At 56.6% G+C, this 22,357-nt stretch carries 20 protein-coding genes and 1 riboswitch; of the genes, 8 read left to right on the top strand and 12 right to left on the bottom strand.

Features of this window, described 5'->3' with window-relative positions:
* Positions 1-20: 20 nt before the first annotated feature.
* Positions 21-148: riboswitch (TPP riboswitch) on the bottom strand.
* Positions 149-260: 112 nt separating this feature from the next.
* Positions 261-527 (top strand): DksA/TraR family C4-type zinc finger protein, encoded by a 267-nt coding sequence (locus NQH49_RS22415; protein WP_154190633.1) that lies wholly within the window; start codon positions 261-263, stop codon positions 525-527.
* Between the two features lie 185 nt (positions 528-712).
* On the opposite strand, the gene ddpX is transcribed toward NQH49_RS22415, so the two are convergent.
* The 8 genes from ddpX to NQH49_RS22455 are packed head-to-tail and all read right to left on the bottom strand — an operon-like array spanning position 713 to position 9,952.
* Entirely contained in the window at positions 713-1,273 is a 561-nt protein-coding gene (gene ddpX / locus NQH49_RS22420; RefSeq protein WP_256698930.1) for a D-alanyl-D-alanine dipeptidase, read from the bottom strand.
* A 15-nt stretch (positions 1,274-1,288) separates the two neighbouring features.
* Positions 1,289-2,401: a M24 family metallopeptidase gene (locus tag NQH49_RS22425; RefSeq protein ID WP_256698932.1), complete on the bottom strand. Its 1,113-nt coding sequence runs from the start codon at positions 2,399-2,401 to the stop codon at positions 1,289-1,291.
* Entirely contained in the window at positions 2,401-3,627 is a 1,227-nt protein-coding gene (locus NQH49_RS22430) for a M20 family metallopeptidase (RefSeq protein WP_256698933.1), read from the bottom strand. The genes NQH49_RS22425 and NQH49_RS22430 overlap by 1 nt, the downstream gene beginning before the upstream one ends.
* 10 nt (positions 3,628-3,637) lie before the next feature.
* The gene (locus NQH49_RS22435) at positions 3,638-5,275 is read right to left on the bottom strand and encodes a dipeptide ABC transporter ATP-binding protein (protein WP_256698934.1); all 1,638 of its coding nucleotides are present in this window, start codon (positions 5,273-5,275) and stop codon (positions 3,638-3,640) included.
* Positions 5,275-6,102: an ABC transporter permease gene (locus tag NQH49_RS22440; RefSeq protein ID WP_256698935.1), complete on the bottom strand. Its 828-nt coding sequence runs from the start codon at positions 6,100-6,102 to the stop codon at positions 5,275-5,277. The genes NQH49_RS22435 and NQH49_RS22440 overlap by 1 nt, the downstream gene beginning before the upstream one ends.
* On the bottom strand, positions 6,095-7,042 hold the full coding sequence (locus tag NQH49_RS22445; RefSeq protein ID WP_007885920.1) for an ABC transporter permease: 948 nt from the start codon (positions 7,040-7,042) through the stop codon (positions 6,095-6,097). Before NQH49_RS22445 ends, NQH49_RS22440 begins: the two co-directional genes overlap by 8 nt.
* A gap of 9 nt (positions 7,043-7,051) precedes the next feature.
* Entirely contained in the window at positions 7,052-8,650 is a 1,599-nt protein-coding gene (locus NQH49_RS22450) for an ABC transporter substrate-binding protein (RefSeq protein ID WP_256698937.1), read from the bottom strand.
* 21 nt (positions 8,651-8,671) lie between these two features.
* Complete coding sequence (locus NQH49_RS22455; protein WP_256698939.1) at positions 8,672-9,952, bottom strand: M20 family metallopeptidase; 1,281 nt, start codon at positions 9,950-9,952, stop codon at positions 8,672-8,674.
* Between the two features lie 79 nt (positions 9,953-10,031).
* Between NQH49_RS22455 and NQH49_RS22460 the strand changes: the two genes are divergently transcribed.
* The 3 genes from NQH49_RS22460 to NQH49_RS22470 all read left to right on the top strand — a co-directional run bounded on the left by NQH49_RS22460 (position 10,032) and on the right by NQH49_RS22470 (position 11,423).
* Entirely contained in the window at positions 10,032-10,802 is a 771-nt protein-coding gene (locus tag NQH49_RS22460; protein ID WP_256698941.1) for a GntR family transcriptional regulator, read from the top strand.
* A 129-nt stretch (positions 10,803-10,931) separates the two neighbouring features.
* A complete protein-coding gene (locus NQH49_RS22465; RefSeq protein WP_256699154.1) occupies positions 10,932-11,165 on the top strand; it encodes a YgdI/YgdR family lipoprotein in 234 nt (77 codons plus the stop codon).
* 27 nt (positions 11,166-11,192) lie between these two features.
* The gene (locus NQH49_RS22470) at positions 11,193-11,423 is read left to right on the top strand and encodes a YgdI/YgdR family lipoprotein (RefSeq protein WP_179452518.1); all 231 of its coding nucleotides are present in this window, start codon (positions 11,193-11,195) and stop codon (positions 11,421-11,423) included.
* 75 nt (positions 11,424-11,498) lie between these two features.
* On the opposite strand, the gene NQH49_RS22475 is transcribed toward NQH49_RS22470, so the two are convergent.
* From NQH49_RS22475 to NQH49_RS22490, 4 genes are all read right to left on the bottom strand, one after another.
* On the bottom strand, positions 11,499-12,347 hold the full coding sequence (locus NQH49_RS22475) for a sugar phosphate isomerase/epimerase family protein (RefSeq protein ID WP_256698942.1): 849 nt from the start codon (positions 12,345-12,347) through the stop codon (positions 11,499-11,501).
* Between the two features lie 45 nt (positions 12,348-12,392).
* Positions 12,393-13,391, bottom strand: a complete 999-nt coding sequence (locus NQH49_RS22480) for a 4-hydroxythreonine-4-phosphate dehydrogenase PdxA (protein WP_256698943.1) — start codon at positions 13,389-13,391, stop codon at positions 12,393-12,395.
* A gap of 10 nt (positions 13,392-13,401) precedes the next feature.
* Positions 13,402-14,697, bottom strand: coding sequence for an MFS transporter (locus tag NQH49_RS22485; RefSeq protein WP_256698944.1), 1,296 nt, complete (start codon positions 14,695-14,697; stop codon positions 13,402-13,404).
* A 541-nt stretch (positions 14,698-15,238) separates the two neighbouring features.
* Positions 15,239-16,024 carry a MipA/OmpV family protein gene (locus NQH49_RS22490; protein ID WP_256698945.1) on the bottom strand — a complete coding sequence of 262 codons (786 nt, stop codon included), beginning with the start codon at positions 16,022-16,024 and terminating at the stop codon, positions 15,239-15,241.
* 124 nt (positions 16,025-16,148) lie between these two features.
* On the opposite strand from NQH49_RS22490, the gene NQH49_RS22495 reads away from it, so the two are divergent.
* From NQH49_RS22495 to NQH49_RS22510, 4 genes are all read left to right on the top strand, one after another.
* Positions 16,149-16,844, top strand: a complete 696-nt coding sequence (locus tag NQH49_RS22495; RefSeq protein WP_256698946.1) for a response regulator transcription factor — start codon at positions 16,149-16,151, stop codon at positions 16,842-16,844.
* A complete protein-coding gene (locus NQH49_RS22500) occupies positions 16,841-18,034 on the top strand; it encodes a sensor histidine kinase (protein WP_256698948.1) in 1,194 nt (397 codons plus the stop codon). Before NQH49_RS22495 ends, NQH49_RS22500 begins: the two co-directional genes overlap by 4 nt.
* Positions 18,035-18,113: 79 nt before the next feature.
* Positions 18,114-19,259, top strand: coding sequence for an efflux RND transporter periplasmic adaptor subunit (locus NQH49_RS22505; protein ID WP_256698950.1), 1,146 nt, complete (start codon positions 18,114-18,116; stop codon positions 19,257-19,259).
* Positions 19,256-22,321, top strand: a complete 3,066-nt coding sequence (locus NQH49_RS22510) for an efflux RND transporter permease subunit (protein WP_256698951.1) — start codon at positions 19,256-19,258, stop codon at positions 22,319-22,321. Before NQH49_RS22505 ends, NQH49_RS22510 begins: the two co-directional genes overlap by 4 nt.
* The last annotated feature ends 36 nt before the right edge of the window (positions 22,322-22,357 follow it).

Raw genomic sequence — 22,357 nt, forward strand, 5'->3', positions numbered from 1 at the left:
AGGGAATCAGGGCGCAATATAGCCCTGCGGTTCCGCATCCCTACGCCGGTATTAGCCGGATCAGGTTCGGAGGGTCACTACGTTGCCAGCGCATACACGCCAGCCGGTAGAATCTCAGCCCCTTAACAGAGCACCCCTTGGAACAAGCCGCAGTCTAGGATGGCGCGCGATGATGTGTCAACCTTGTTAAATTCTGGCCTGTCCGGCATTCATCACGCCATGTCTTATACTTTGGGCATCAGTATTTGTGGAGGTGAAGTATGGCTGGCGGTTGGTCAGAAGACGGTGCAGTGCACAAACAAATTGATGCCACGGTTGATGACGCGGTGGCCCGCGCGCGCGAGAATCTCGGCCACGGTGAAAGCGCCGAGTTTTGCGACGAGTGCGGCGAACCGATCCCGGAAGCGCGTCGCGCAGCATTGGCTGGCGTGCGTTACTGCGTAAATTGCCAGAGCAAGATCGATAAAAAACAGGCGGCGACCAGCGGTTATAACCGCCGCGGAAGCAAGGATAGTCAGTTGCGGTAGTTTTTTAAATTTATGCTGATAAGATAGCCGCACAACTCAACCCTGTACGCAGCGATTCAGTTCGCTGGCCGTTAGGGTGAAAAAACCGGTTCAGGCCGGTTTTTTCGTATATTAAGGAAGGATAAACCCCATGATTACAGCTGAATATTAATCAGGGTTTTGTACCATCGGCCAAATGAAATAATTTAACGCGCAAAGCAGCCAAATCGCTCATCAAGTAACGGATAATTTTTCGCGTCAGGAAGTTCGAAGTGCCACCATTCCGTTGGCATGGCGACAAAGCCGCCGCCAAACATAATCGCGTTCAGCAGCAGGCGATTACGTTGCGCTTCGGCGGGGACATTCGGATGATACGGATGTGATTCTGCTTCCATCGCATCAAAGGCGGTGCCCATATCCAGCGGCTGGCCTTGTGCATCAAGTAACGTCAGGTCAATTGCGACGCCGCGACTGTGATTCGAACCCTGCGCGGGCGGCACCACATAATCTTTATCCGGACAGGCATCCCACAAGTGCCACTGCGCTTGCTGCGGCCGATAGGCATCGAATACCAACAAACTGAATCCCGCCAGCCGGGCGATCTCAATGCTTTTTGCCAGTGCGTCGGCGGCTGCCGGATGCAGCAGCGCTTTGGCCTCCTGGTAAATGGCATAGCCCGCGATGTTATCCGCCGTGGCATATTTCAGATCGAAACGTAAAGCGGGAAAGGTTACGGCTAAATCAATCAGTTCAACGTCCTGCGTCATAATACATCCTGCTCATTACTGGTCCGGCAATGATAATAACTGACGCGGTAAATTTGTCAGCCGCTCTGCACCAGCGGGCGTAACGCGCACCGTTTCGCTGAACGCCAAACCTTGCGCCGAAATATACATGTGGAACACCATATTCTCTTCCAGCAGCCACTGCGCGTTAGGGTAGAAACTGCAGGAAAAATCACTGGGTCGTGGCGTGCGTGTATAAAGCCCCAGCGCATAACCGGTGATATTGGGATAATCCGCGCGCAATCCTCTACTCAAAACCGCATCGCGCACGATGGCATCCACGTCGTGCGCCGTCATGCCCGGTTTCATGGCGGTAAATTGCTGATCCTGAATCGCGATCAGCTGTGCTGCCACTTCGGCACGCTGCGCCGAAATCTCTCCGACGATATAAGGCCGCATCAGGCGCGCGCTGTAATGTTTCACTTTTGGTATCAGCTCGACATGCAGCACATCGCCTTTTTCCAGCCGCTGCTCGTGGCCACTAGCATGCAGAAAACCATTATCACCGCTGGCGATCACTATCGGTCCGGTTTCGCCGGTATCCGCGCCAAGCTGTAAAAACTGTCCGGCGGCCAGCGCGGCGACATCGCGCACGCGCCAGCCGCCCTCCACTTCCGCGCCAATCGCCATCATTGTGGCATCCGCGATGGCAGCAGCCTGACGCAACGCGGCGATTTCCGCCGGGAATTTGACGCTACGCAGCCGGTCGCTCAAGCCGGTTAAATCATGCCACGTCACGTCTGGTAGATAGCGCGAAAGCTGCTGCCAGCTGTGTACCGTCATGCCGTAAGAGTAAAAGTCCGCGCCGATGCGCGCCTGTTGATATCCGCGACGGATCAGGCTTTGCGCCACCGTGTGCCAGGCATCCTGATCATCGCGATAGCTTTCCACGTCCAGCGTCGGCGATTGCGTGCGGCATGGCGCCTCATCCAGTTGGCGCAGCACCATCCAGGGTTCGCCGTTGAGCGGCACCAGACAGGCGCGATACAAGGTTTCGGAGACGGTAAAGCCGGTGAGCCACGCCAGCAGCTCACCGTGATCCACCAGCATGATATCGACCGTGTTCTGCTGCATGGCGGCGCGCAGACGCATCAGCGCTTCGGCGTGCATTACGCGGCCTCAACCGGCTGGCAAATCTCCAGAATGGCCAGCAAATAGATGCGCACCATATCGAGGAATTCACTGATTTCAACCCGTTCATCCGGCATGGTGTTGTATTTGCCGCCCGGCCCACAGACGATCCCTTCCATGCCCGCATGCTGATAGAGATGCGCCGCGTCAGTGCCAAAGAATGCCGGAGGCGTGATCACGCCGGTCGGCTGCTCGGTTCCGCGCACGGTTTTCCAGCCGCGATTCACCGCTTTAACGATGGCCGATTCCGGTGACACTTCGAACGGCAACATGGTGGGTTTATCGCGGATGCCATCATCGTAAAGCTCAGCTTTCAGGCCCGGATGGCGCTGGCACAAGGTGTTCAGCAATGCCTGCAGATCGGCGAGCACGCCTTCCACCGTTTGCCCCGGCGCGAAGCGTGCCGAGCCTTTTAAGCGCACAAAGTCAGCCACCTGCGGCGGTCGCCACTCTTCCAGATCGCGGCCTAACGCGCCATGCACGGTGCCGATATGACCACGGTTAATCTTGCGATGTTCAGCGGTTTTGGCACCGCTAAAGGTCATGCCGTTAATCTGTGGAATCAGCTCGACGGCGGCGCTGATCGCATCCACCGCCTCTTCACGTTTTGACAAATGGCGCGTATCGCCGGTGAGCTCGATGGTAAACATCAGCGAACCGGCGTGCATGGTGAGCGCTTGCAGGTCGGTGGGTTCGGCGTTGATGAAGTAGTCGGCGCGCACACCTTGCTCAATCGCCGCCAGCGTGCCAATGCCGCCCTGCAACTCGCCCACCACGTAGGTCAGAATCACATCGCCTTTCAGCTTCACACCGGCATCAATCAGGGTTTTCAAGGCGCAAAAGTAGGCGGCATCCCCCGCTTTCATGTTCGACACGCCGATACCGTAGATGAACTGCTCGTCAATTTTTCCTTCCCAGGGATCGACGGTCCAGCCTTCGGTGACCGGATTGGTATCCAGATGTCCGTTAAACAGCAGGCTTTTGCCGCCGCCGCTGCCTGCTAGTCGTCCAATTGCGTTCAGTCGATCGCCAGGCACGTTTTGCAGTTCGGTTTCCAGGCCCAGCTGCGCCATCTGCGCGGCCATGTATTTCGCCAGTTCACGCTCACCATCGGTGGCGCTGTAGCTTTTGTGCTGCACCATTTTTGCCAGGAAAGAGAGGCAAAAGTCGCGATCGATATGATGAATTAACTGTTCAGGATTCATGTGTTTCTCGTCATGCAACGGACTTGGATAAGTCGGGAATATGCACCGCATCAAGCAATGCACGGGTATAAGGATGCTGCGCCAGCGCCGTCATGTTGTCGCCGGGCAGCACTTCCACCACGTCACCGCGATACATCACCGCCACGCGATGGGCGATCTGGCGAATCAGGTTCAGATCGTGGGTAATAAACAGATAGGCGGTGCCGTAGCGGCGGCGCAGCTCCAGCAGCAGCTCGATGATGGTGGCCTGCACCGAGACGTCGAGCGCGGCGGTGATCTCGTCGCAAATCACCAGATCCGGCGGATTAGCAAAGGCGCGGGCAATGGCGACGCGCTGCTTCTGACCGCCCGACAGCGCATGCGGATAACGCTGCGCAAACTCCGCCGGCAAACGCACTTCCTGCAGCAGGCGCGCCACCGCCTGCGCTTCGGTTTCGCCCGGCGGCAAACCGTACAAGCGCAGCGGTCGCGCGATGATCTCGCCGATGGTCATACGCGGATTCAACGAAGCATCGGGATGCTGAAAAATCATCTGCACGCGGCGGCGATACTCTTTATCCATCTGCGCACGGCCATGCAGCGCGTAGCCGCAAAAATCCAGCTCGCCACTGAACGGCACCAGTCCAGTGATAGCTTTACCCAGCGAGGATTTACCGGAACCCGATTCGCCGACCACGCCGAGAATTTCTCCCTGATGCACAGTGAGCGAAACCGCATTGGCGGCGCGCGTGGTATTGGCTTCGCGCTTCAGCAGGCGGTCGAGCAAACCTTGTTTGCCATAGTCGATGGTCAACTGCTTCAAACCGAGTAACGGTTGATTGCCCGGCGCGTCCTGCACCAGCCGATGTTGCGGATTAGGCACCGCCTCAATCAGCTTGCGCGTGTAGGCATTTTGCGGCGCGTTAAACATGCTACGCGTGTCGGCCTGTTCGACAATGCGCCCTTGTTCCAGCACACAGACGCGATTGGCGACTTTGGCGACTAACGCCAGATCGTGCGAGATATACAACGACGCGACGCCGGTCTCTTCGCGCAATCGCTCGTAGAGATCGAGGATTTGCGCCGAGCTGATTACATCCAGCGCGGTGGTTGGCTCATCAAAAATCATGCAGTCCGGCTGGCAGGCAAACGCGGTGGCGATCAGGATGCGCTGCTTCTCGCCCCCCGAAACCTGATGCGGATAGCGGCGCATCATGCGCGCCGGATTTTTGAGTTCAACGTCGTGCAGCAGCGATTCGCCCAGCTCCTGCGCTTCGCGCGCGGACAAACCGCGATGGCGGCGTAGTACTTCGGTGACCTGCTCACCCAACGTCAGCGTGGGATTGAGCGAGGCGCTGGGATCCTGAAAAATCATCCCGAGTTTGGCCCCGCGCAGTGCCGTCAGTTTGGCCGCTGGCAAGGTCAGCAGGCTGTCGCCGTTCAGGCGGATATCGCCTTGCAGCTCACGCGCGTTACCCGCCAGCCAGCGCATAATCGCCCAGCCGAGCGTGGTTTTACCGGAGCCTGATTCGCCCACCAGCCCGAGTACTTCGCCGGGCATCACTTGCAGGTTGATGTCGCGTAATACCGGCAGCGCATGTCCTTTGGCTAACGCGTAATCGAGGCTGTAATTTTCCACCGACAGCACCGGTGCAAGCTTGTCACTCATCAGTGGCTCCTTGGGTTGAGCACATCACGCAGCCCGTCACCCAGTAAATTAAAACCAATGGCGACCAGCGCGATGGCGAGGCCCGGAATCATCATCATCCACGGCGCATTGAAGAAGTAAGCGCGCGCTTCTGAGACCATCAATCCCCACTCCGGCTCTGGCGGCTGTGCGCCTAAACCCAGGAAACTCAGGGTGGCAAACAGCATGATGGCGAAGGCAACGCGAATGGTGGCTTCAACGATGATCGGCGCCAGAATATTCGGCAGCATTTCGCGCAGGATGATGTAGTGCCCGGCTTCGCCGCGCGCGATGGCAGCGTTGATGTAATCCTGCTGACGGGCGGCTAACGCCACGCTGCGCGAGATGCGCACCATGCCCGGCACAAAGGCGATGGTGATCGCCAGCACCGCGTTCATGCTGCTCTGCCCGAGCGTGCTGACAATCAGCAACGCAAACAGCAGGCTGGGAATCGCCATCATCGCATCCATGGTGCGCATCATGAACTCATCAAATTTGCCGCCCAGATAGGCGCTGGCAGTGCCGAGCACCGAACCGATCACCATCGCCAGCGCGGTAGCCAGCAGCGACAGTAAAATGGTTGAGCGCGCACCCACCATCACGCGGCTGAAGATGTCGCGGCCCATTTGATCGGTACCAAACCAGTGTTCCGCGCTGGGCGGCTTGTATCGCATCAGGATGGAAATCGATTCAGGATCAAAAGGCGCAACGTGCGCGCCGCCTACCACCATCAGCAGCGCCAGCAAGATAATCAGCACGCCAGCGGCGCCCTGCGGTGAACGCAGCAAACGTTTCAAAATATCAGGCATAGGAGATCCGCTTATCGAGAGTGACGTAGGCCAAATCAGCCAGGAAGTTCACCACTGAATAGGTTGCGGCGAGGATCATCACGCCAGCCTGAATAGTGGGCAGATCGCGCGCCTGCACGGCGACAATCAGTTCGCGGCCAATGCCGGGAATGGCGAAAATCTCCTCCACCACCACAATGCCGCCCAGCAGATAACCAACATCCAGCGCCACAATGGTGATGGTCGGCAACAAGCCGTTTCGCAGCGCATGTCGCCAGAGAATGCGACGACGCGATAAACCTTTCAGCCACGCGGCGCGGATGTAATCGGTATGCAGCACATCGACCATTTCTGAGCGCACCATGCGCGAGACGTGCGCCACCAGAATCAGCGCCACGGTGACCGACGGCAGAATCAGGTGCTGAATGCCGCTGACGAAGTTCTCACTGAGCGGCACATAGCCGGTGGCGGGCAAAATCTGCCAGACATCGGCAAACAGCAGCAAGACCAGCGTGGCGGTGACGAATTCCGGGAACGAGATGCCGATATAGGAGATAACGCTCACCAGCACATCGGCGGTTTTGCCGCGACGCACCGCCGCCCAGATACCGAGGGGAATGGCGATAATCAGCATCAGAATTAAGGCGCACACCGCCAATAGCAGCGAACGCGATAACGCCGTTAGCAGTGTAGGTGCCACTTCGAGGCCATTGCGCATTGATACGCCAAAGTTGCCTTGCAGTGCCTGCGTCAGCCAATGCCAGTATTGCAACCACGCCGGGGCATCCAGCCCCAGACGTTCACGCACCGCCGCCAATGCTTCCGGCGTGGCGTTTTGTCCCAGCAAGGTGACAGCCGCATCGGCCGGTAACAGTTGAGTGATGCCAAAGACCAGCAGCGACACCACTAACAAGGTGTAAACCATCAGCAGAAGGCGTTTGAGCAGATAACTTGCTGTCACGTTCGCTCCTTACACTGCGCGCTTCGGCGCTTTGTCGGTCAACCAGATATGGTCAAGACGGAACACCGCACCACGCGGATGCAGGTGATATCCGCCGACATAATCGCGGCTGGCAGCAAGCAGATCGAAGAAGGTTGGGATCACCGACGGCACTTCGTCATGCATCAGTTGCTGCGCTTTGCCATACAGCGTGGCGCGCTGGGCTTCATCGCGGGTTTCACGCGCTGCACCGACCGCTTTATCAAACTCCGCGTTGTTCCAGCGCGTTTCATTCCAGGATGCGGTTGAGGTGTAGAGCAGAGAAAACACTGCGTCTGGCGTCGGCTGCATGTTGTAGAAGCCGACGTAGAAATTGCCTTTCTTCCACACCTGATCGAGATAGGTGCTGTGCGCCATGGTCTGCACGTTGATGCGGAAACCGCCCTGTTTCGCCATCTCGCGCAGCGCGATGCCTAGCTGGGTGCGGGTGGCCGGTTTGTCGGAGGCGATAAGCGTTAAATCCAGACCGTTGGGATAACCGGCATCCGCCAGCAGCGCCTTGGCTTTGCTGTAATCCACCGCTTTTTTCGCCAGGTTGGCGAAGAATGGATACGCGCCGTTGATCGGCGTGTCATTGCCCGGTGAACCCAGGCCATCCGCCACGAAATCCACTGACGCCTGACGATCAACACACAGCGCCAGCGCCTGACGCACTCGCACATCGTTGAAAGGTTTTTGATCGCAGCCCATGTTCACATTAAGGAACTGGCCGGAGGCCACGCGCAGCGGCAGCACACCGGAAGATTTGGACAGGCGCGCGAACTCGCTCGACTGCGCGCTCAGCATCAAATCGGTGTCACCGGCGATCAGCGCAGAACTTTCCGCGATGCCATCGGGATAAACCACCACTTCCACGCCATCCAGATAAGGACGCGCCGGATCGTAGTAATGCGGATTGCGCTTCACCACAATTTTGCGTTCTGGATCATAGGACACCAGTTGGAAAGGCCCGGCGCCGAACGAGGCTTTACTCAACTTGTCAAACTGGCCTTGCGCGATGCTGGCCGGGATAATTTTTGCGTCCGGATAAGCCAGCATCACCGGCAAATCGGCGTAAGGCGCATCGGTTTCAATCAATACCGTATTGGTGTCTGGCGTGCTGACGGCTTTAATCGGCCCAATGTTATGCAGCGCCGGTGAGGCATTTTTTGGATCGAGCAGCGCCTGCAGGCTGGCGACCACATCCGCTGAGGTTAACGCGGAACCGTCGCTGAACTTCAGGTTCGGGCGCAGGGTAAATGTCCACTGCTTGAGATCGGCGCTCGCCTGCCAGGATTGCGCCAAATCGGCTTCGGCTTTCATCTCCTGCGTCAGACGCGTTAAGCCGCTGTACAGCAGTTCCGCCACCAGATATTCCGGGTTGACGCGAACCTGATGCGGATTGAGCACGCTGACGGCCTGGTCAACGCTGATGCGCAGCACGCCGCCTTTACGCGCGGTGCCGCCCGGCGTAGCGCTCATCACCTGCGCGGCATGGGCCGAGAACGACCAGGGCAGCATCGCTGCGCCCGTCAGAGCGGTAGAACTGGCGATAAACTGTCTGCGGTTTAACCCTTTCATTGCGCACATCTTCTCTTCCTCGTTAAATAGTTAATTACCCTGGGTTGGCTGAAAATCATCGGCGAGATACGCCAGAATGGACTGCGAAAGTGCGATCAAATCTGCCAGCGTGGTGTACTCATCGGCGGCATGAATGCGATTGTCGGGACGGGCGAGGCCGCCGAGTAAAATCTCCTGAATCCCGGCTTGCTGGACCCAGCCCATATCGGAACTGGTGGACGATCCCCAGGGTTTGAACTCGCTGGGTTGGAAACCAAATCCCTGGCTCAGCGCCGCCTGCCAGCGCGGCCAGTGCGTGCCGTCAGGATTAGCGACTGGCGCCAGATGACCAATCATTTGCAGCATGACGTCGAGCGCGGGGCTGTCGCGCATCGCGTTTTCCACGCAGTGCGTCAGCTCTTGCCACACCGCGTCAAAGCGCTCCTCCGGCGCGTAACGGCGATTAATCAGCAGCTCAAAACGTTCCGGGATGGTCGAGCCTTTGCTGCCGCCCTGCGCGGCAGCCAGCGTTAACAGTGACGTCAGCGGTTTGCCCTGATAATGCGGCGGAGAAGGCATCGCCGAGGTGCGTTGTTCCACCTCGAGCTTCAGCTGGTAAAGCGCGTTCATCAGCGGCAGCGCCGTTTCGATAGCATTGATGCCGTTAACCGGATCGCCGGAGTGCGCCGAACGTCCGGTGATAATCACTTTGAGATCGATGCTGCCAAAGCAGCCGGCCCAGATGCGCGGCACCGCCCCGCCGTTGAAGCTGAGCAGATGACCGGAGAAAAGCTGTTGTTCCGCCAGGTAGCGGATACCCGGATACAAGCCGCCCTCTTCATCGCTACACAGTAGAAACACCGGGTTAAATCGCAGCGGAATCGCCGCCGCCTGCGCCGCGCGTACCGCCGCCATCGCCGCAACAATGGTGCCTTTCATGTCTGCCGCGCCGCGCCCAAACAGCTTGCCTTCCGCTGCAGTCAGCGTCAGCGCCGGAAAACGCCAGCCATCACCGGCGGGCACGGTATCGGTATGGAAATAGAGATTGCAGTTTTCAGCCGCACCGGCATCAAGGGATGCCAGCAGATTAACGCGTTCACCGTACGCGCTGCCGTCCGGGGCCTGCCACAAATGTTCCGGCACCGAGACGCGCGCAAAGCGGAAATCCAGCGACTGCAACAGATGCGTCATCACGTCAGCAAAAGCGCCATAACCGTTGCCCGGCGGGAAGCAGGTATCGACCTCAAGCATCTGTTTGAGGTCATCGGTCATTTGCGCGCCGTCATTAGCAATCATCGCTAATGCACTGTTAAAGCGTGAATTTTTCATCATAGGATTATCGTCTGTTGTATTTCTATATAGTTTATAGATAATGCAATTCAACCACGGCGGTCAATCGGTAATCGGAAACATGCAAAAAAACTATGACGCGAACGATGCTCAACCTTTCGCCAGGCTCAGCGAAGGTGAAGGTGCGCCGCTCTATGAAGTGGTCAAGCGCCATATCAGCGAATCGATCCTGCAAGGCGAACTGCCCGCAGGCACGATTTTGCCGAGTGAAAATAGCCTGGCGGCGAAGTTTGGTGTGTCGGTTGGCACGGTGCGAAAAGCACTGGCCGCGCTGACCACGGAAGGCATGCTGATGCGCCGTCGCAAAACCGGCACCGTGGTGACCGGCTGGGCGCCGCTGCACAACCTCAGCCATTTTTTCCAGTATTTCCGGCTGCACGATAAAACCGGCGGATTGCTGCAATCCGATACCCGTTTACTCGATTATCAGCTCAGTCATGCCAGCGCCGACGAGGCAGAGAAACTGCAAATTGCTCAGGGTGATAAGGTGATCCGCCTGAAGCGTGTGCGTCGTGTGAAGGGCATCGCCGCGATGCATGAAACGCTGGTGTTGCCGTCGGCGCGGTTGGTCGATTTTCCTCCCGCCGATCAGTTGCCGCCGCTGCTCTATCGCTATCTGTTTGAACGCTACGATCTGCGCGTCGCTGCGGTGCGCGAGCAAATCACCGCCGCGCTGGCGAATGAAGAGGATGCGGCGTTGCTGGAATTGAGTTTGCCGTACGCCGTGATGGTGATTGATGAAGTGTCGTTTGATCAAAGTGCCCTTCCGGTGATTCTGGCGCACCACCGCTTTAGCACCGAACACTTTATGTATGTGAATGAGATTCGCTGATCGCGCGGCATGAACCGCCGTTTGAGTCAGGTTAAACAGCGCAGATGCGCCAGGTTTCTGGAAGTTTCGGGAAAATGTTCTACGCTTTGAAGGTAGTTAAACGTATTCCACTGAAAGGAACTCATCATGATGAATAAAACAGTACTGGCAACGGCATTTCTTGGCACTATTATGGCAATGACATTAACCGCTTGCTCTTCTAATCAGGCGATTAAAACCACCGACGGACGCACTATCGTGACGTCGGGTAAGCCGCAAATCGACAGCGACACAGGCCTTGTTTCTTACAAGGATGCGCAAAGCGGTAAAACTGAGCAGATCAATCGCGACAAGATTACCAACATGAGCGAACTGGATAATTAATATCCTTTAACTAGCCTGGAGAGACTAATGAAAAAATCAATTTTGCTTTCTGTTACTGCGCTTATTGCCCTGTCTGCTCTGACCGGCTGTACACGGACCTCGTACGCCATCCACACCAATGATGGACGTACCATCGTGACCGATGGCAAACCACAGGATGCCGAAACCGGCCTGCTGGGTTACGTCGATGCCAATGGTGTTAAGCAGCAAATCAATAAAAGTGACGTAAAAGAGATCTCTGAAGTTCCTAAGAAATAACTTTTCTGCCTGAAGCCGCCCGCTATAGTGGATTTTCGCCATAGCGGGCGTTTGTAATGACCTGATGCACTTGCTTCAACCGAAGTCGCTCTGCAATCCATCGATATACTTTTTACTCTCCCTCAGCACTTCAACAATTCGTTCCAGTCCCACTGGCGTATCACTGCGTACCGGCGTGCTGTCAGCCAGTCGATGCATACGCAGTGGAATTTCCAGCGTACAAGGAATATCTTGCGCAGCCAGTGACTTGATGAGCGGCTGATAATCTAAGATGCCCTGTCCGATAGGCGGAAAGTGAAACTCTGCGCCCTGTTTATACACATCTTTAATGTGGCAATGACGCATCTGCGGCAACAGTTGCATTATTTGTTGTATCGCATCCGCCTGAGGTCGCAACGACACCATATTGCCGGCATCGCCATTAAACGCTACAGCTGCACTGCCCACCTCTCGCAGCAACTCTTCACCCTCGGCTGCCAGCGCAAAAGCATCATAATTATGGTCGCCGCCATTCTCGATCAGTAAACAACAACCAGCATGCTCAAGATATGGCGCGATCTGACGTAAATTACTCACCAGCGCCGCATAATCCTCACGCTTTGCCGTACAGGCGTTGAGCAGCTTAACGCCTATCGCCTGAGCAAAACCGATGCGTGTTTGCAGATACGCAACCGCTTCGGGTCGCGCCAGATTAAAGGTGCAACCGAGCGCTAACGTTTTCAGCTGATGCTTATCCAGCAGTGTCCGTATGCGTTGCGCATTGGCCGGGCTAAACAGGCTGTCATCCAGGTCACCGACATAACCTTGGTTATAAGCGACCTCAACGTACTCATAGCCTAACCGGCTAATTATTCCGAAGGCGACATCCATGTCGTGCCCATCGAAAATCGAGGTGTTAACACCGAGTTTAAGCGAATTTGGCATAGCGAAGATTCTCCTGATAATCGGACATCGAACGATTACTGTGAATCAAATCGCGCCGGCTGCCATACGCACCAGCAAGCGGAAAGCGTTCTCAAACGCCGATGGCGTTGCAAGATTTTGCCCATATAAGTTGTATGCGGTGCCGTGATTGGCGGTCGCAATCGGAATCGGCAGCCCGCCCTGTACGGTAATACCGCGTTCGAAGCCAAGCATTTTTAACGCGGTGGCGAACTGATCGTGGTACATCGAAACCACAGCATCCAGATGCTGTGTCTCTACGGCTTTGTAGGTGGTATCGGCTGGATAAGGGCCATAGACATCAATACCTTGATCTTTGGCTTTTGCCATCGCCGGTTTAATGATGGTTTGTTCCTCATCACCAAACAGACCATTCTCACCACCATGTGGATTCAGGGCCTGCACGGCAATTTTCGGCTTAGCGATGCCCGCCTGACGCAGCGTGCGATCCATCAGCGCAATGGTATCGACTACGCCTCCAACGCTGAGGTTCTTCACAATATCGCGGAAGGGAATATGCGAAGTGGCGCGTCCAGCCCAGAGGTCATCCACCACATTCACCTCACAGCAGAAACTATCCCACTTCAGCAGTTCGGCGAACCAGTGCAATTCATCGCGATGCTGCAGCCCTCCCATATGCATCGCTTGCTTATTCAGCGGCGCAAAACAGACGCCTTGCGTAATGCCCTGCTGGGTCAATTCGACCGCACGCGCCAGCGTTTCCAGGATATACACGCCGCTCTGCTCGCTTGCATTGCCATAATCAAAAGGCGTGCGTGAAGACCAGTCATGATTGAGCAGCAACGGTTTACCTGACGTGAACCTGATATTTGCGGTATCAGCGATTTCGTCATAGTCGAAACGCTGACCGGCAATAGTCATGCCTTTTTCCAGCTCCTGGCGGTCGGCAATGATAATCACGTTAGCCAACTCACGTAGCGCCGGCTGCGACAAAACTTTGGCCACCAGCTCTGGACCAATACCTGCTGGATCGCCCAGCACCAGTGCAACAGAAGGTTTTTTCATCAGGATTTCCTCAGTGATAAGCATTATTTGCGGGCTGTACTTCACCGCGAGAAGGGGAGTCTTCAGACAACGGAATGTCCGGGCGCATAAAGAAGGTAAGCACGATGCCGACCATCAGCAGCACAACCGAGCCATAAAATGGCAAGCTCCAGTTGCCGGTTCTATCAATGATGATGCCAAACAGAATCGGCGAAATGATGCCCGCCACCGCTGAGCCGGAATTCACCAGGCCACTGGCGACGCCAACGAACTTAGGCGTGATCTCCATTGGCACTGCCCAGATAGGCCCAATGGTCAGTTCCAGGCAGAAGAAAGCCAGACCGAGACAGGCGGTAATGACCGTCATGTTGGTGGAGCTGATCACCGGAATAAGCAGCAAACCGGCGCTCAGAAAGCTAAAGATAATGACGTTACGTCGCGCCGCCACTACATTGCCGGTGCGTTTCAGGATTTTGTCACTCACGATGCCGCCGACGGTATTCCCCACCACACCCGAGAGAAACACTGCTGAGGTGAAGAGTGCGGACGATTTCAGGTCCATGCCGCGACCGTTCATAAAGAAAGTCGGAAGCCAGGTGAAGAACAGCCAGCCGGTCCAGCCGTAGCAAAAATAGACGCCCATGGTTGGTCCAATACGTTTGAGCAGCGCTTTCCATGGCGTGGGGGCTTTCACTTTGTCCGTCATGTAGGCGTCAAGTTTTGGCAAAATCTTGCGTTCTTCTTCACTCATATCGGCAATGTGATGCGGGTTATCGCGGAAGCCTGCAATCCAGAAACCGAGCCATACGGCGGTGATAACGCCCAATGCGATAAATGAGAAGCGCCAGGAGTGCATCAGTACTAACAGCGCCACCAGCGATGGCGTAACAGCATTACCAAAGCGTGAAAATGAGTGGGTGATACCTTGTACAAAGCCACGCTTCTCGCTGGAGAACCAGAATGTCATGGCGCGTGCTTGTGACGGCAATGCCGCCCCTTCGCCTACGCCAAGCAGCATGCGTGACAGGAACAGCGAAGCGAAACCACCAGCAAAACCGGTACAGATGGTCGCGACCACCCAGATACTGCCGCAGATGATAATGGTTTTGCGTGCGCCGAAGCGGTCAACAAACCAGCCACCGATAATCTGAAACACTAAGTAGGTGTAAGCGAAGGCAGAAAAAATCAGGCCCAGATCGGTGTTATTGAGGCCAAGATCCTGCTTTATCAGCCCCGCCGCAGTTGAAAGGTTTACGCGATCGACATACATCAGAAATGACAGGGCGCAGAAAAGCGCCAGTACTTTCGTACTGTATCGTTTTTTCATGGATGAACCTTTTGGGTTTAGGTCAGAGGTTGTAGGCTGCACCTTGCTCAAATGAACGCTTGTTGTTCATTTGTTATATTTTATCGCTTATTTTTCGCCTGCTCATTGTGAGCACCATCACAATAAGCCTGCTAAGTAGTTTTCAGCGTTCAAGGTGTGATCGTCATCTCAGCATTGCCAGCTGACGATGAACATATGCACAATCAATCACTAAGCCATAAACAAAAGCTCATGGGATAAGCGTTATGATCTGTTCCTGATGCGTACATATGCGCAGTGAATAATGCGGAGTGAAGGTGGTTTATTGGTCGCCATAAATGGCGACCCTACCGTTTTTTGGCGAGGTTTTTGTAGGGTGCGCATTCATGCGCACCTGGATAAATAGACAAATTAATGTGCCGCTACAGTGCGTGTCGCTTTTCGTCTAAACACTTTCTTAAGCGATGTAGATAAGATAGACAGCCAGATGCACCATAGCGCAAACGCTAATAACCATCAGCAATGTCAGTACGCTTTTGCCAGGATTCAACGCGTAGAGTCCCTAGAATGTATACGTCACCGCCGCTGTTGCGGTCAGTTGGTTCTGCCTGAATACAATGGGACTGTCCGCCGCGTGATCGTCCAGCCACGTGTAACCCGTGCTCAGTGCGCCGCCCCATTGCTGCGTAAACTGATGACTCCATGTCAGGTCGGTTTCTACCCCATAAAATCCTGCTGCAGGTGAGTAAATCGTATAGCCACTTTTGTCGCTTTGACGCGCGTTGACGCCGTACCAGGTTTGCATGTAGCGCGCATCTCCAAACAGCGCGGAGGTCTGCAAGGAAAGGTTATCCTCCTGGCTTTGTAGCGGAATCAACGTAACCGAAGTGCGATAATTTACGCCCTGGCTGGCTGTCAGCGGCAGCACGGCTTTCGCTTCAAAAATTAACCACGGCGAGATCGCCCAACCGGCAGCAATTCCGGTGTTGAGCGTGGCATTGATTGTGCCCATGCCACGCAGCTTGTCAGAACCATCGCGCCAGTTGGAATCCTTGTCCGCCCTGCCCAGGCCATACCCCAATGTCTGCTCCAGATATAGGGCGCTGTCACTTTGCAAATCGTAGCCAACACCCTTTTGCGAATCGATGAAAAATGCGCCCTTTCGGGCCTGCACCATCGGCACCACCTGCCAGCGTTGCTTATCTGCGCCGCTGTATTTCGGCGTGGTCTGCGCGCCCACGCCCATCATCACGCCATCCTGCGCTGCGCTGTCATCGGCGCGCGTGCTGGCACTGAAACTGACCAGTAACAAACAGCCACTGTACAGCGCCTTTTTTCTGGTTATCATCGTGTCACCTCAGTTACCCATCTGTTTTTAGCCCCTTGCCCGGGCGTTGCGTCACAGGTCGGAGTATCCCGAAGCAATGTCAATTAAGTGCCAGGGATTTATGAAGAAACTGTCAAGGTGAGCCATGAACAACAGACGAGTATTGGTTATTGAGGATGATGCAGACGCGGCAGACGTGCTGGAAGCCTATCTGCTGCGCGAAGGATACGCCGTGGAGATTGCCGGCAATGGGCTCAGCGGACTTGAGCGCGTAGAGAAGTGGAAACCCGATCTCATTCTGCTCGACATCATGTTACCCGGCATGAACGGCACCGAGGTGCTGGCTGCCGTGCGACGCCGCGCTGACACGCCAGTGATTATGATTACCGCGATGACGGACACGCCCGACAGAATCGGCGCGCTGCGCTTGGGCGCGGATGACTACGTGGTGAAACCCTATCATCCGGGTGAAGTGGTTGCGCGCGTGCAGGCCGTGCTGCGCCGCAGCCGTGCGGCAGTTGCCGAGGATGAAGTGCTGCGCTGGCAAGCGCTGGAGGTTAATACTGCGGCGATGACCGCCGTTGTCGTGCAGCCAGAGCAGCATCCAATCCGCATTGACCTCACGCCAACCGAATTTTCTCTGTTGGTGACGCTGATGCGAGCGCCAGTGCGCGCGCTTAGCCGTCAATATCTGATCGAAACCTGTATGCCTGAAAGCGAGGCGCTGGAAAGGGTGATCGATACCCACGTCTACAACCTGCGTAAGAAGCTCGAAAACGCCGGGTTGTCAGAGATATTACTCAACGTGCGCGGCGTGGGTTACAGGTTCAGACAGCCATGAAAAAGTCACCTCCTCAAACGCTGTGGCGCTGGATCTGCGTGCGTATTTTGACGCTGGCCATCGTCACGGTTATTGCCGTCGCCGGGATTATGTTCCTGCGCTTTGCGCTGCAAAACCTGTGGATCATCCACCATATGCCGCCGGACATGCGCCAGGAATTTCTGACGCTGCGCGCGCATCCGCAATCTAATCTGCCGCGCTTCCACGAGATCGTTGATGAACGCTGGGGTGTGCGCTACTCGGATCCTTCGGTCGGTGCCGCTGACTGGCTGATGGTGATCATCCTGATTTTCATCATTACGCCGTTTGTTGCTTTCACCGTTCTGCGCTACGCCCGTCCGCTGGCGCTGCAATTCAGCCACCTGAAAAAAACCGCTGATCGGGTATCCGAAGGGCAGTTTGGCTCATCCGCCACCATGGTAAAAAGCGCCCCGGCGGAGCTGCTGCACTTCGCGCACGACTTTAATCGCATGAGCCAGCAACTGGCGCTCTACGATCGTGAGCTGCGCGCCTCGCACGTGGCGCTGGCACACGAACTACGCTCGCCGCTGACGGCCGCCATTGGTCGAATGCAAGGTCTGCTGGATGGTGTGTTTCAGCCTGAACCGCAGCAGCTGGAAATGGTCATGAAACAGTTGCGTCACATGAGCCGACTCATTGATGAGCTCCACCTGCTGTCACTGGCCGACGCCGGACAACTCAAGCTGGATCTGCATGTGATCAATCCGGGAGAACTGGCACGCGAGCGCGTGGCCTGGGTGCGACCGCAAGCCGAAGCCAGCGGCATGATCATCAGCGTGGTAGCAGACAGCACGCTCACCTGCCGCGCCGATCCCTTCCGGTTGGGTCAGGTTTTTAGCGTGTTGATTGAAAACGCCTTGCGCTATGGCAAACCTGCGGGCCAGTTGCAGATTATCGCACGGGCGGTACCGGGAGGCTGCAGTATTGAATTCAGGGATGATGGCCCCGGCGTCACACCGGCGTTTCTGCCAGAGATGTTCGAACGCTTCACGCGCGGCGAATCCTCACGCGCGCGACACTCCGGCGGCAGCGGACTTGGCCTGTCGATCGCCCGTGCCATCTGCGTGGCGCACGGCGGCAGTATTAGCGCCAAACTCCCCAAAGAGGGTGGCCTTAGCCTGGCAATTTTTTTGCCTAACGTCAGTGCGGAGCCGTTGTCGCGCTCTTGACAGGATCTTGACTCGCCGTACAAAGAATCTCGACAGTAAGCCGTTTTAATGGCGCCAAATCCTTGTACGGAGAGGCGCCATGACAGACTCTTTCACCGGCCTGGTCAAACAGGCCGCCGATCATCTTATTGGTGCACAACGCCTGATCGCGTTGCTGCCATTGTTGCCCTGCATGGTGGTCATCGCCTTGTCGCTGACTGCCTGCGGGCCACGCGATCCCTTACCACCCGCGCCTCCAAGACCGGTAAAATTGATCACCGTGAAGCCTGCCACGCAAGGGCGGCAGGTGCAGATGACCGGTGATATTCATGCGCACGATGAAACATCGCTGGGTTTCAGGTTGGATGGGCGGATTCTGGCGCGATCTGCCGAAGTGGGCGACCACGTCAACGCGGGCCAGGTGCTGGCCACGTTAGAAAGCAGCACGACCCAAAACGCGTTACAGAGTGCGATGGCTGACACCGACAGCGCACGGGCAACGGAACGCGTCGCGGCGCTGAATCTGCATCGCATGAAACAGTTGATGCCTTCCGGTGCGATTGCGCGGGCGCAGTTAGACAGCGCGCAATCCGATTGGCAATCCGCCGCTGCGCGTCTGCAGAGAAGCGAAGCCGCACTTAACAACGCGAAAGAAAATCTGCGCTGGACGCAGCTAACGGCCCCTTTCAGCGGTGTGATCACCGCCGTCAGCGCATCTGCCGGACAGGTAGTTAGCGCCGGTCAAACGGTGATGTCGCTGGCAAGCGGTACACAGCGAGATGTGGTGATGGATGTACCTTTCCCGGCGGCATTTTCCTCGCTCCCTGGCGACGCCTTTTATGTATCCCTGCTCGCTTCACCGGCGATTATCGCACAGGCGCATCTGCGCGATATCAGCCCGCAGGCTGATCCACAGACGCGCACCTGGCGGGTTCGATTAACGTTGGACGACCCGCCGCCAGCGATGCTGCTGGGCGCAAGCGTCAGCGTTGCGCTGCCAGAAAGCGATCCGCGCACCTTCATCCTTCCTGCATCCGTTCTAACCCGCTTGGCAGGCAAACCGGCGGTGTTTGTGCTGGATGCGCAGCGCGGCAAGGTAGCGCGCCGCATAGTGGTGATTTCCCGCTTCACCGCCAGCGAAGTCTATATCGCGAGTGGTCTCACGGCGGGCGAAAGCGTGGTCACGGCAGGCGTGAGCACATTGCGCGATGGCGAAGCGGTTTCGCTGGGAGATGAGCACCCATGAGTGAACATTCAGCTCGCGCTAAATTCAACCTTTCCGCCTGGGCGCTAACTCATCAACAGCTGATGGCTTTTCTGATGCTGATGATCCTTGGCGCTGGCATGCTCAGCTATCAGGCGCTGCCGCGCAATGAAGATCCCGCCTTTACCATTAAAACCGCCGTGGTCTCCGCGCAGTGGCCCGGCGCCGATCTCAACGATACGGTGCAACTGCTGACTGAGCCGCTGGAGAAAAAGCTGCAGGAAGTGCCCTATCTGGATTACGTGCAGAGCGAAACGCATCCCGGCAAAACCGTTATCTTTGTGAATCTGCGCGATAGCACGCCGCCCGCCAAAGTGCAGGACATCTGGTATCAGGTGCGCAAGAGAATGCAGGATGTCAGCAGCACGCTGCCTGCGGGCGTTGCGGGCCCGGCGGTCAATGACGATTTTGATGATACCTTTGGCACGATTTACGGTTTTACCGCTGAAGGATTCAGTGCACGTGAATTGCGCGATCGCGTCGAATCGATTCGCGATCGGCTGATGAGCGTGCCGGATATCGGCAAAATTGCGTTGCTCGGTGTGCAGGAGGAGCAGATTGTTGCCAGCTTTTCACCGCGCAAACTCGCGGGTATGGGCCTGAGCCTGCAACAGATCACCGATGCCTTGCAGGCACAGAATGCCTTATCACCCGCCGGCGTCATTCGCACCGACAGCGATAACATCGCGCTGCGCGTCAGCGGTGCCTTCAACTCGGAACAAAGCCTGCGCGACGTGACGCTGCATCTCAACGATCGTTACATTCCCCTGACCGATATCGTCACGCTGTCGCGTGTGCCTGCCGAACCGCCAACGCCGCTTTATCGCGTCAACGGTAAGCCCGCGATTGGGCTGGCGATCTCCATGGCACCGACCGGCAATATGCTGGACTTTGGTAACGCGTTAACGGCTAAGATGTCGCAAATTGCCCGCCAATTGCCGCACGGCATTGAGGTTACAAAAGTGGCCGATCAGTCGCGGGTGGTCAGCAATGCGGTCAGTGGATTTGTGCGGGTGCTCGGTGAAGCTATCGTTATCGTGCTAGCCGTCTCTTTCGTGTCGCTTGGACTGCGCGCCGGTTTAGTGGTGGCAGCGGCAATTCCATTAGTGCTGGCGATGACGTTTACCGGCATGATGCTGGCGGGCATTGGGCTGCAACGTATTTCCCTTGGCGCGCTGATCATTGCGCTGGGCTTGTTGGTTGATGACGCGATGATCGCGGTGGAAACCATGGTCGCCCGACTGGAAGCCGGTGATTCCCGCTGGCGCGCCGCCACGGTGGCCTTTGAAACTACCGCATTTCCGATGCTCACCGGCACGCTGGTGATGATTGCCGGTTTCATTCCCGTCGGCTTCGCCGCATCCGGCGCGGGAGAATATTGCTACTCGCTGTTTGTAGTGGTACTGATCTCGCTGCTCAGTTCCTGGGTTGTCGCGGTGCTGTTCTCTCCGTTGACCGGCAGTTGGATCCTGTCATCGAGGCCAGTTAAATCGCACGCTAAACCCGGTTTATTGCTGCGTTTTTATCGCCATCTGATTTCACAGGTCCTGCGCCATCGAAGTTTCACGCTCGGTCTGGCGGGTGCTTCGTTGATGGTCGCCATCTGGGGCATGAGCCATATGCAGGGCGAGTTTTTCCCCGCCTCCGATCGCCCGGAGCTGCTGGTCAGCCTCACGCTGCCCGCGAACGCATCGCAGGCGCGCACGCTAAGTGTGGTGGAACAGCTCGAAGCGAAACTCAGCGGCAACGCGAATATTGACCACTTCACCTCCTACAGCGGCAGCGGCGCCGTGCGTTTTTATCTGCCGATGGACGTGCTCAACGATGATGAAAACATTGCACAGTTGGTGGTGGTGGCCAAAAATCTGACGGCGAGAGATCGGCTCAAAGCCGAACTCGACCGTCTGCTGGCAGGTGAATTCAGCGATGTGGTGACGCGCGTATCGCCGCTGGAACTGGGGCCACCGGTCGGTTGGCCGATACGCTATCGCATCAGCGGGCCGCATTACGATGTGGTGAAACAGTATGCAGAAAAGCTGGCCGGCATCCTCGGGCAATCACGCGCGACGCGCAGTGTAAACATGACGGCGGGCGAGCCGGAACGCGTCATCACTTTTGTGGTGAACCAGACTGCAGCCCGTGCGGCTGGCGTCTCTTCACAGGATATCGCGCAGCTGCTGAACCGCGTGTGGTCCGGTCAAAGCGTGACGACCGTGAGAGATCATAATCGGCTGGTTGATGTGGTGTTGCGCGCCGACGATGCTGACCGGCTGGATTTGAGTAGCCTCGCTGCGCTCAAACTGACCACCGCAGCAGGCACAAAAATCGCCATCGGCCAGGTGGCGACGCTGCAGTGGGGATTGCAGGATCCGGTGATGTGGCGTCGACAGGGTTTTCCCTATGTGGTGGTACAAACGGATGTAGCGGCAGGCATGCAGGCGGAAGCCACATCCGCGCAGCTCAGTACGGCTGTTCAGCAGCTGCGCGCCGGATTAGCGCCGGGTTACACGCTTGATGAAGAGGGCACGGTTGCCGAATCCGATAAAGGTAACGGTTCGGTGTTTGCCGTATTGCCGGTGACGTTGTTTGTCATGCTGATTCTGCTGATGGTGCAGCTGCAACGAATATCGCGCATGTTGCTGGCTTTGGCGATGGCGCCCTTTGGGCTTCCCGGCATTGTTCTGGCGATGCTGCCCAGCGGTACGCCGATGGGATTTGTCGCTCTGCTCGGGATGATTGCGTTAGCTGGCATGATCATCCGCAACGCGGTAATCCTGATCATGGAAGCCGATAGCAATCTGCGCGTTGGCATGTCACGCAACGATGCGTTAAGCAAAGCGGCAGAGCATCGTGCCCGCCCGATTATTCTCACCGCCTGCGCCGCGATTTTAGGCATGATTCCAATTTCTCATCAGGTATTTTGGGGGCCGATGGCCTACGCCATCATTGGTGGGTTGCTGGTGGGAACGCTGATGACGCTGACGGTGTTGCCCGCAGCGCTCAGTCTGGTGATGCAGCGTGAATCAGCGTCTTCAGCTAAATGACAAAGTGTTGGCTGGCATTACGCCAGCCAACATGAC

Source organism: Pantoea trifolii (genome assembly GCF_024506435.1).
GTDB classification, from domain to species: Bacteria; Pseudomonadota; Gammaproteobacteria; order Enterobacterales; family Enterobacteriaceae; genus Pantoea; species Pantoea trifolii.

Bases quoted from the DNA above. Each gene is read 5' to 3' on its own strand.
- NQH49_RS22475 (WP_256698942.1), bottom strand. From the start codon at position 12,347: ATGCCAAATTCGCTTAAACTCGGTGTTAACACCTCGATTTTCGATGGG.
- NQH49_RS22430 (WP_256698933.1), bottom strand. From the start codon at position 3,627: ATGAATCCTGAACAGTTAATTCATCATATCGATCGCGACTTTTGCCTC.
- NQH49_RS22505 (WP_256698950.1), top strand. From the start codon at position 18,114: ATGACAGACTCTTTCACCGGCCTGGTCAAACAGGCCGCCGATCATCTT.
- NQH49_RS22495 (WP_256698946.1), top strand. From the start codon at position 16,149: ATGAACAACAGACGAGTATTGGTTATTGAGGATGATGCAGACGCGGCA.
- NQH49_RS22440 (WP_256698935.1), bottom strand. From the start codon at position 6,102: ATGCCTGATATTTTGAAACGTTTGCTGCGTTCACCGCAGGGCGCCGCT.
- NQH49_RS22485 (WP_256698944.1), bottom strand. From the start codon at position 14,697: ATGAAAAAACGATACAGTACGAAAGTACTGGCGCTTTTCTGCGCCCTG.
- NQH49_RS22510 (WP_256698951.1), top strand. From the start codon at position 19,256: ATGAGTGAACATTCAGCTCGCGCTAAATTCAACCTTTCCGCCTGGGCG.
- NQH49_RS22415 (WP_154190633.1), top strand. From the start codon at position 261: ATGGCTGGCGGTTGGTCAGAAGACGGTGCAGTGCACAAACAAATTGAT.
- NQH49_RS22480 (WP_256698943.1), bottom strand. From the start codon at position 13,391: ATGAAAAAACCTTCTGTTGCACTGGTGCTGGGCGATCCAGCAGGTATT.
- NQH49_RS22465 (WP_256699154.1), top strand. From the start codon at position 10,932: ATGAATAAAACAGTACTGGCAACGGCATTTCTTGGCACTATTATGGCA.
- NQH49_RS22435 (WP_256698934.1), bottom strand. From the start codon at position 5,275: ATGAGTGACAAGCTTGCACCGGTGCTGTCGGTGGAAAATTACAGCCTC.
- NQH49_RS22500 (WP_256698948.1), top strand. From the start codon at position 16,841: ATGAAAAAGTCACCTCCTCAAACGCTGTGGCGCTGGATCTGCGTGCGT.
- NQH49_RS22425 (WP_256698932.1), bottom strand. From the start codon at position 2,401: ATGCACGCCGAAGCGCTGATGCGTCTGCGCGCCGCCATGCAGCAGAAC.
- NQH49_RS22450 (WP_256698937.1), bottom strand. From the start codon at position 8,650: ATGTGCGCAATGAAAGGGTTAAACCGCAGACAGTTTATCGCCAGTTCT.
- NQH49_RS22460 (WP_256698941.1), top strand. From the start codon at position 10,032: ATGCAAAAAAACTATGACGCGAACGATGCTCAACCTTTCGCCAGGCTC.
- NQH49_RS22490 (WP_256698945.1), bottom strand. From the start codon at position 16,024: ATGATAACCAGAAAAAAGGCGCTGTACAGTGGCTGTTTGTTACTGGTC.
- NQH49_RS22455 (WP_256698939.1), bottom strand. From the start codon at position 9,952: ATGATGAAAAATTCACGCTTTAACAGTGCATTAGCGATGATTGCTAAT.
- NQH49_RS22470 (WP_179452518.1), top strand. From the start codon at position 11,193: ATGAAAAAATCAATTTTGCTTTCTGTTACTGCGCTTATTGCCCTGTCT.
- ddpX (WP_256698930.1), bottom strand. From the start codon at position 1,273: ATGACGCAGGACGTTGAACTGATTGATTTAGCCGTAACCTTTCCCGCT.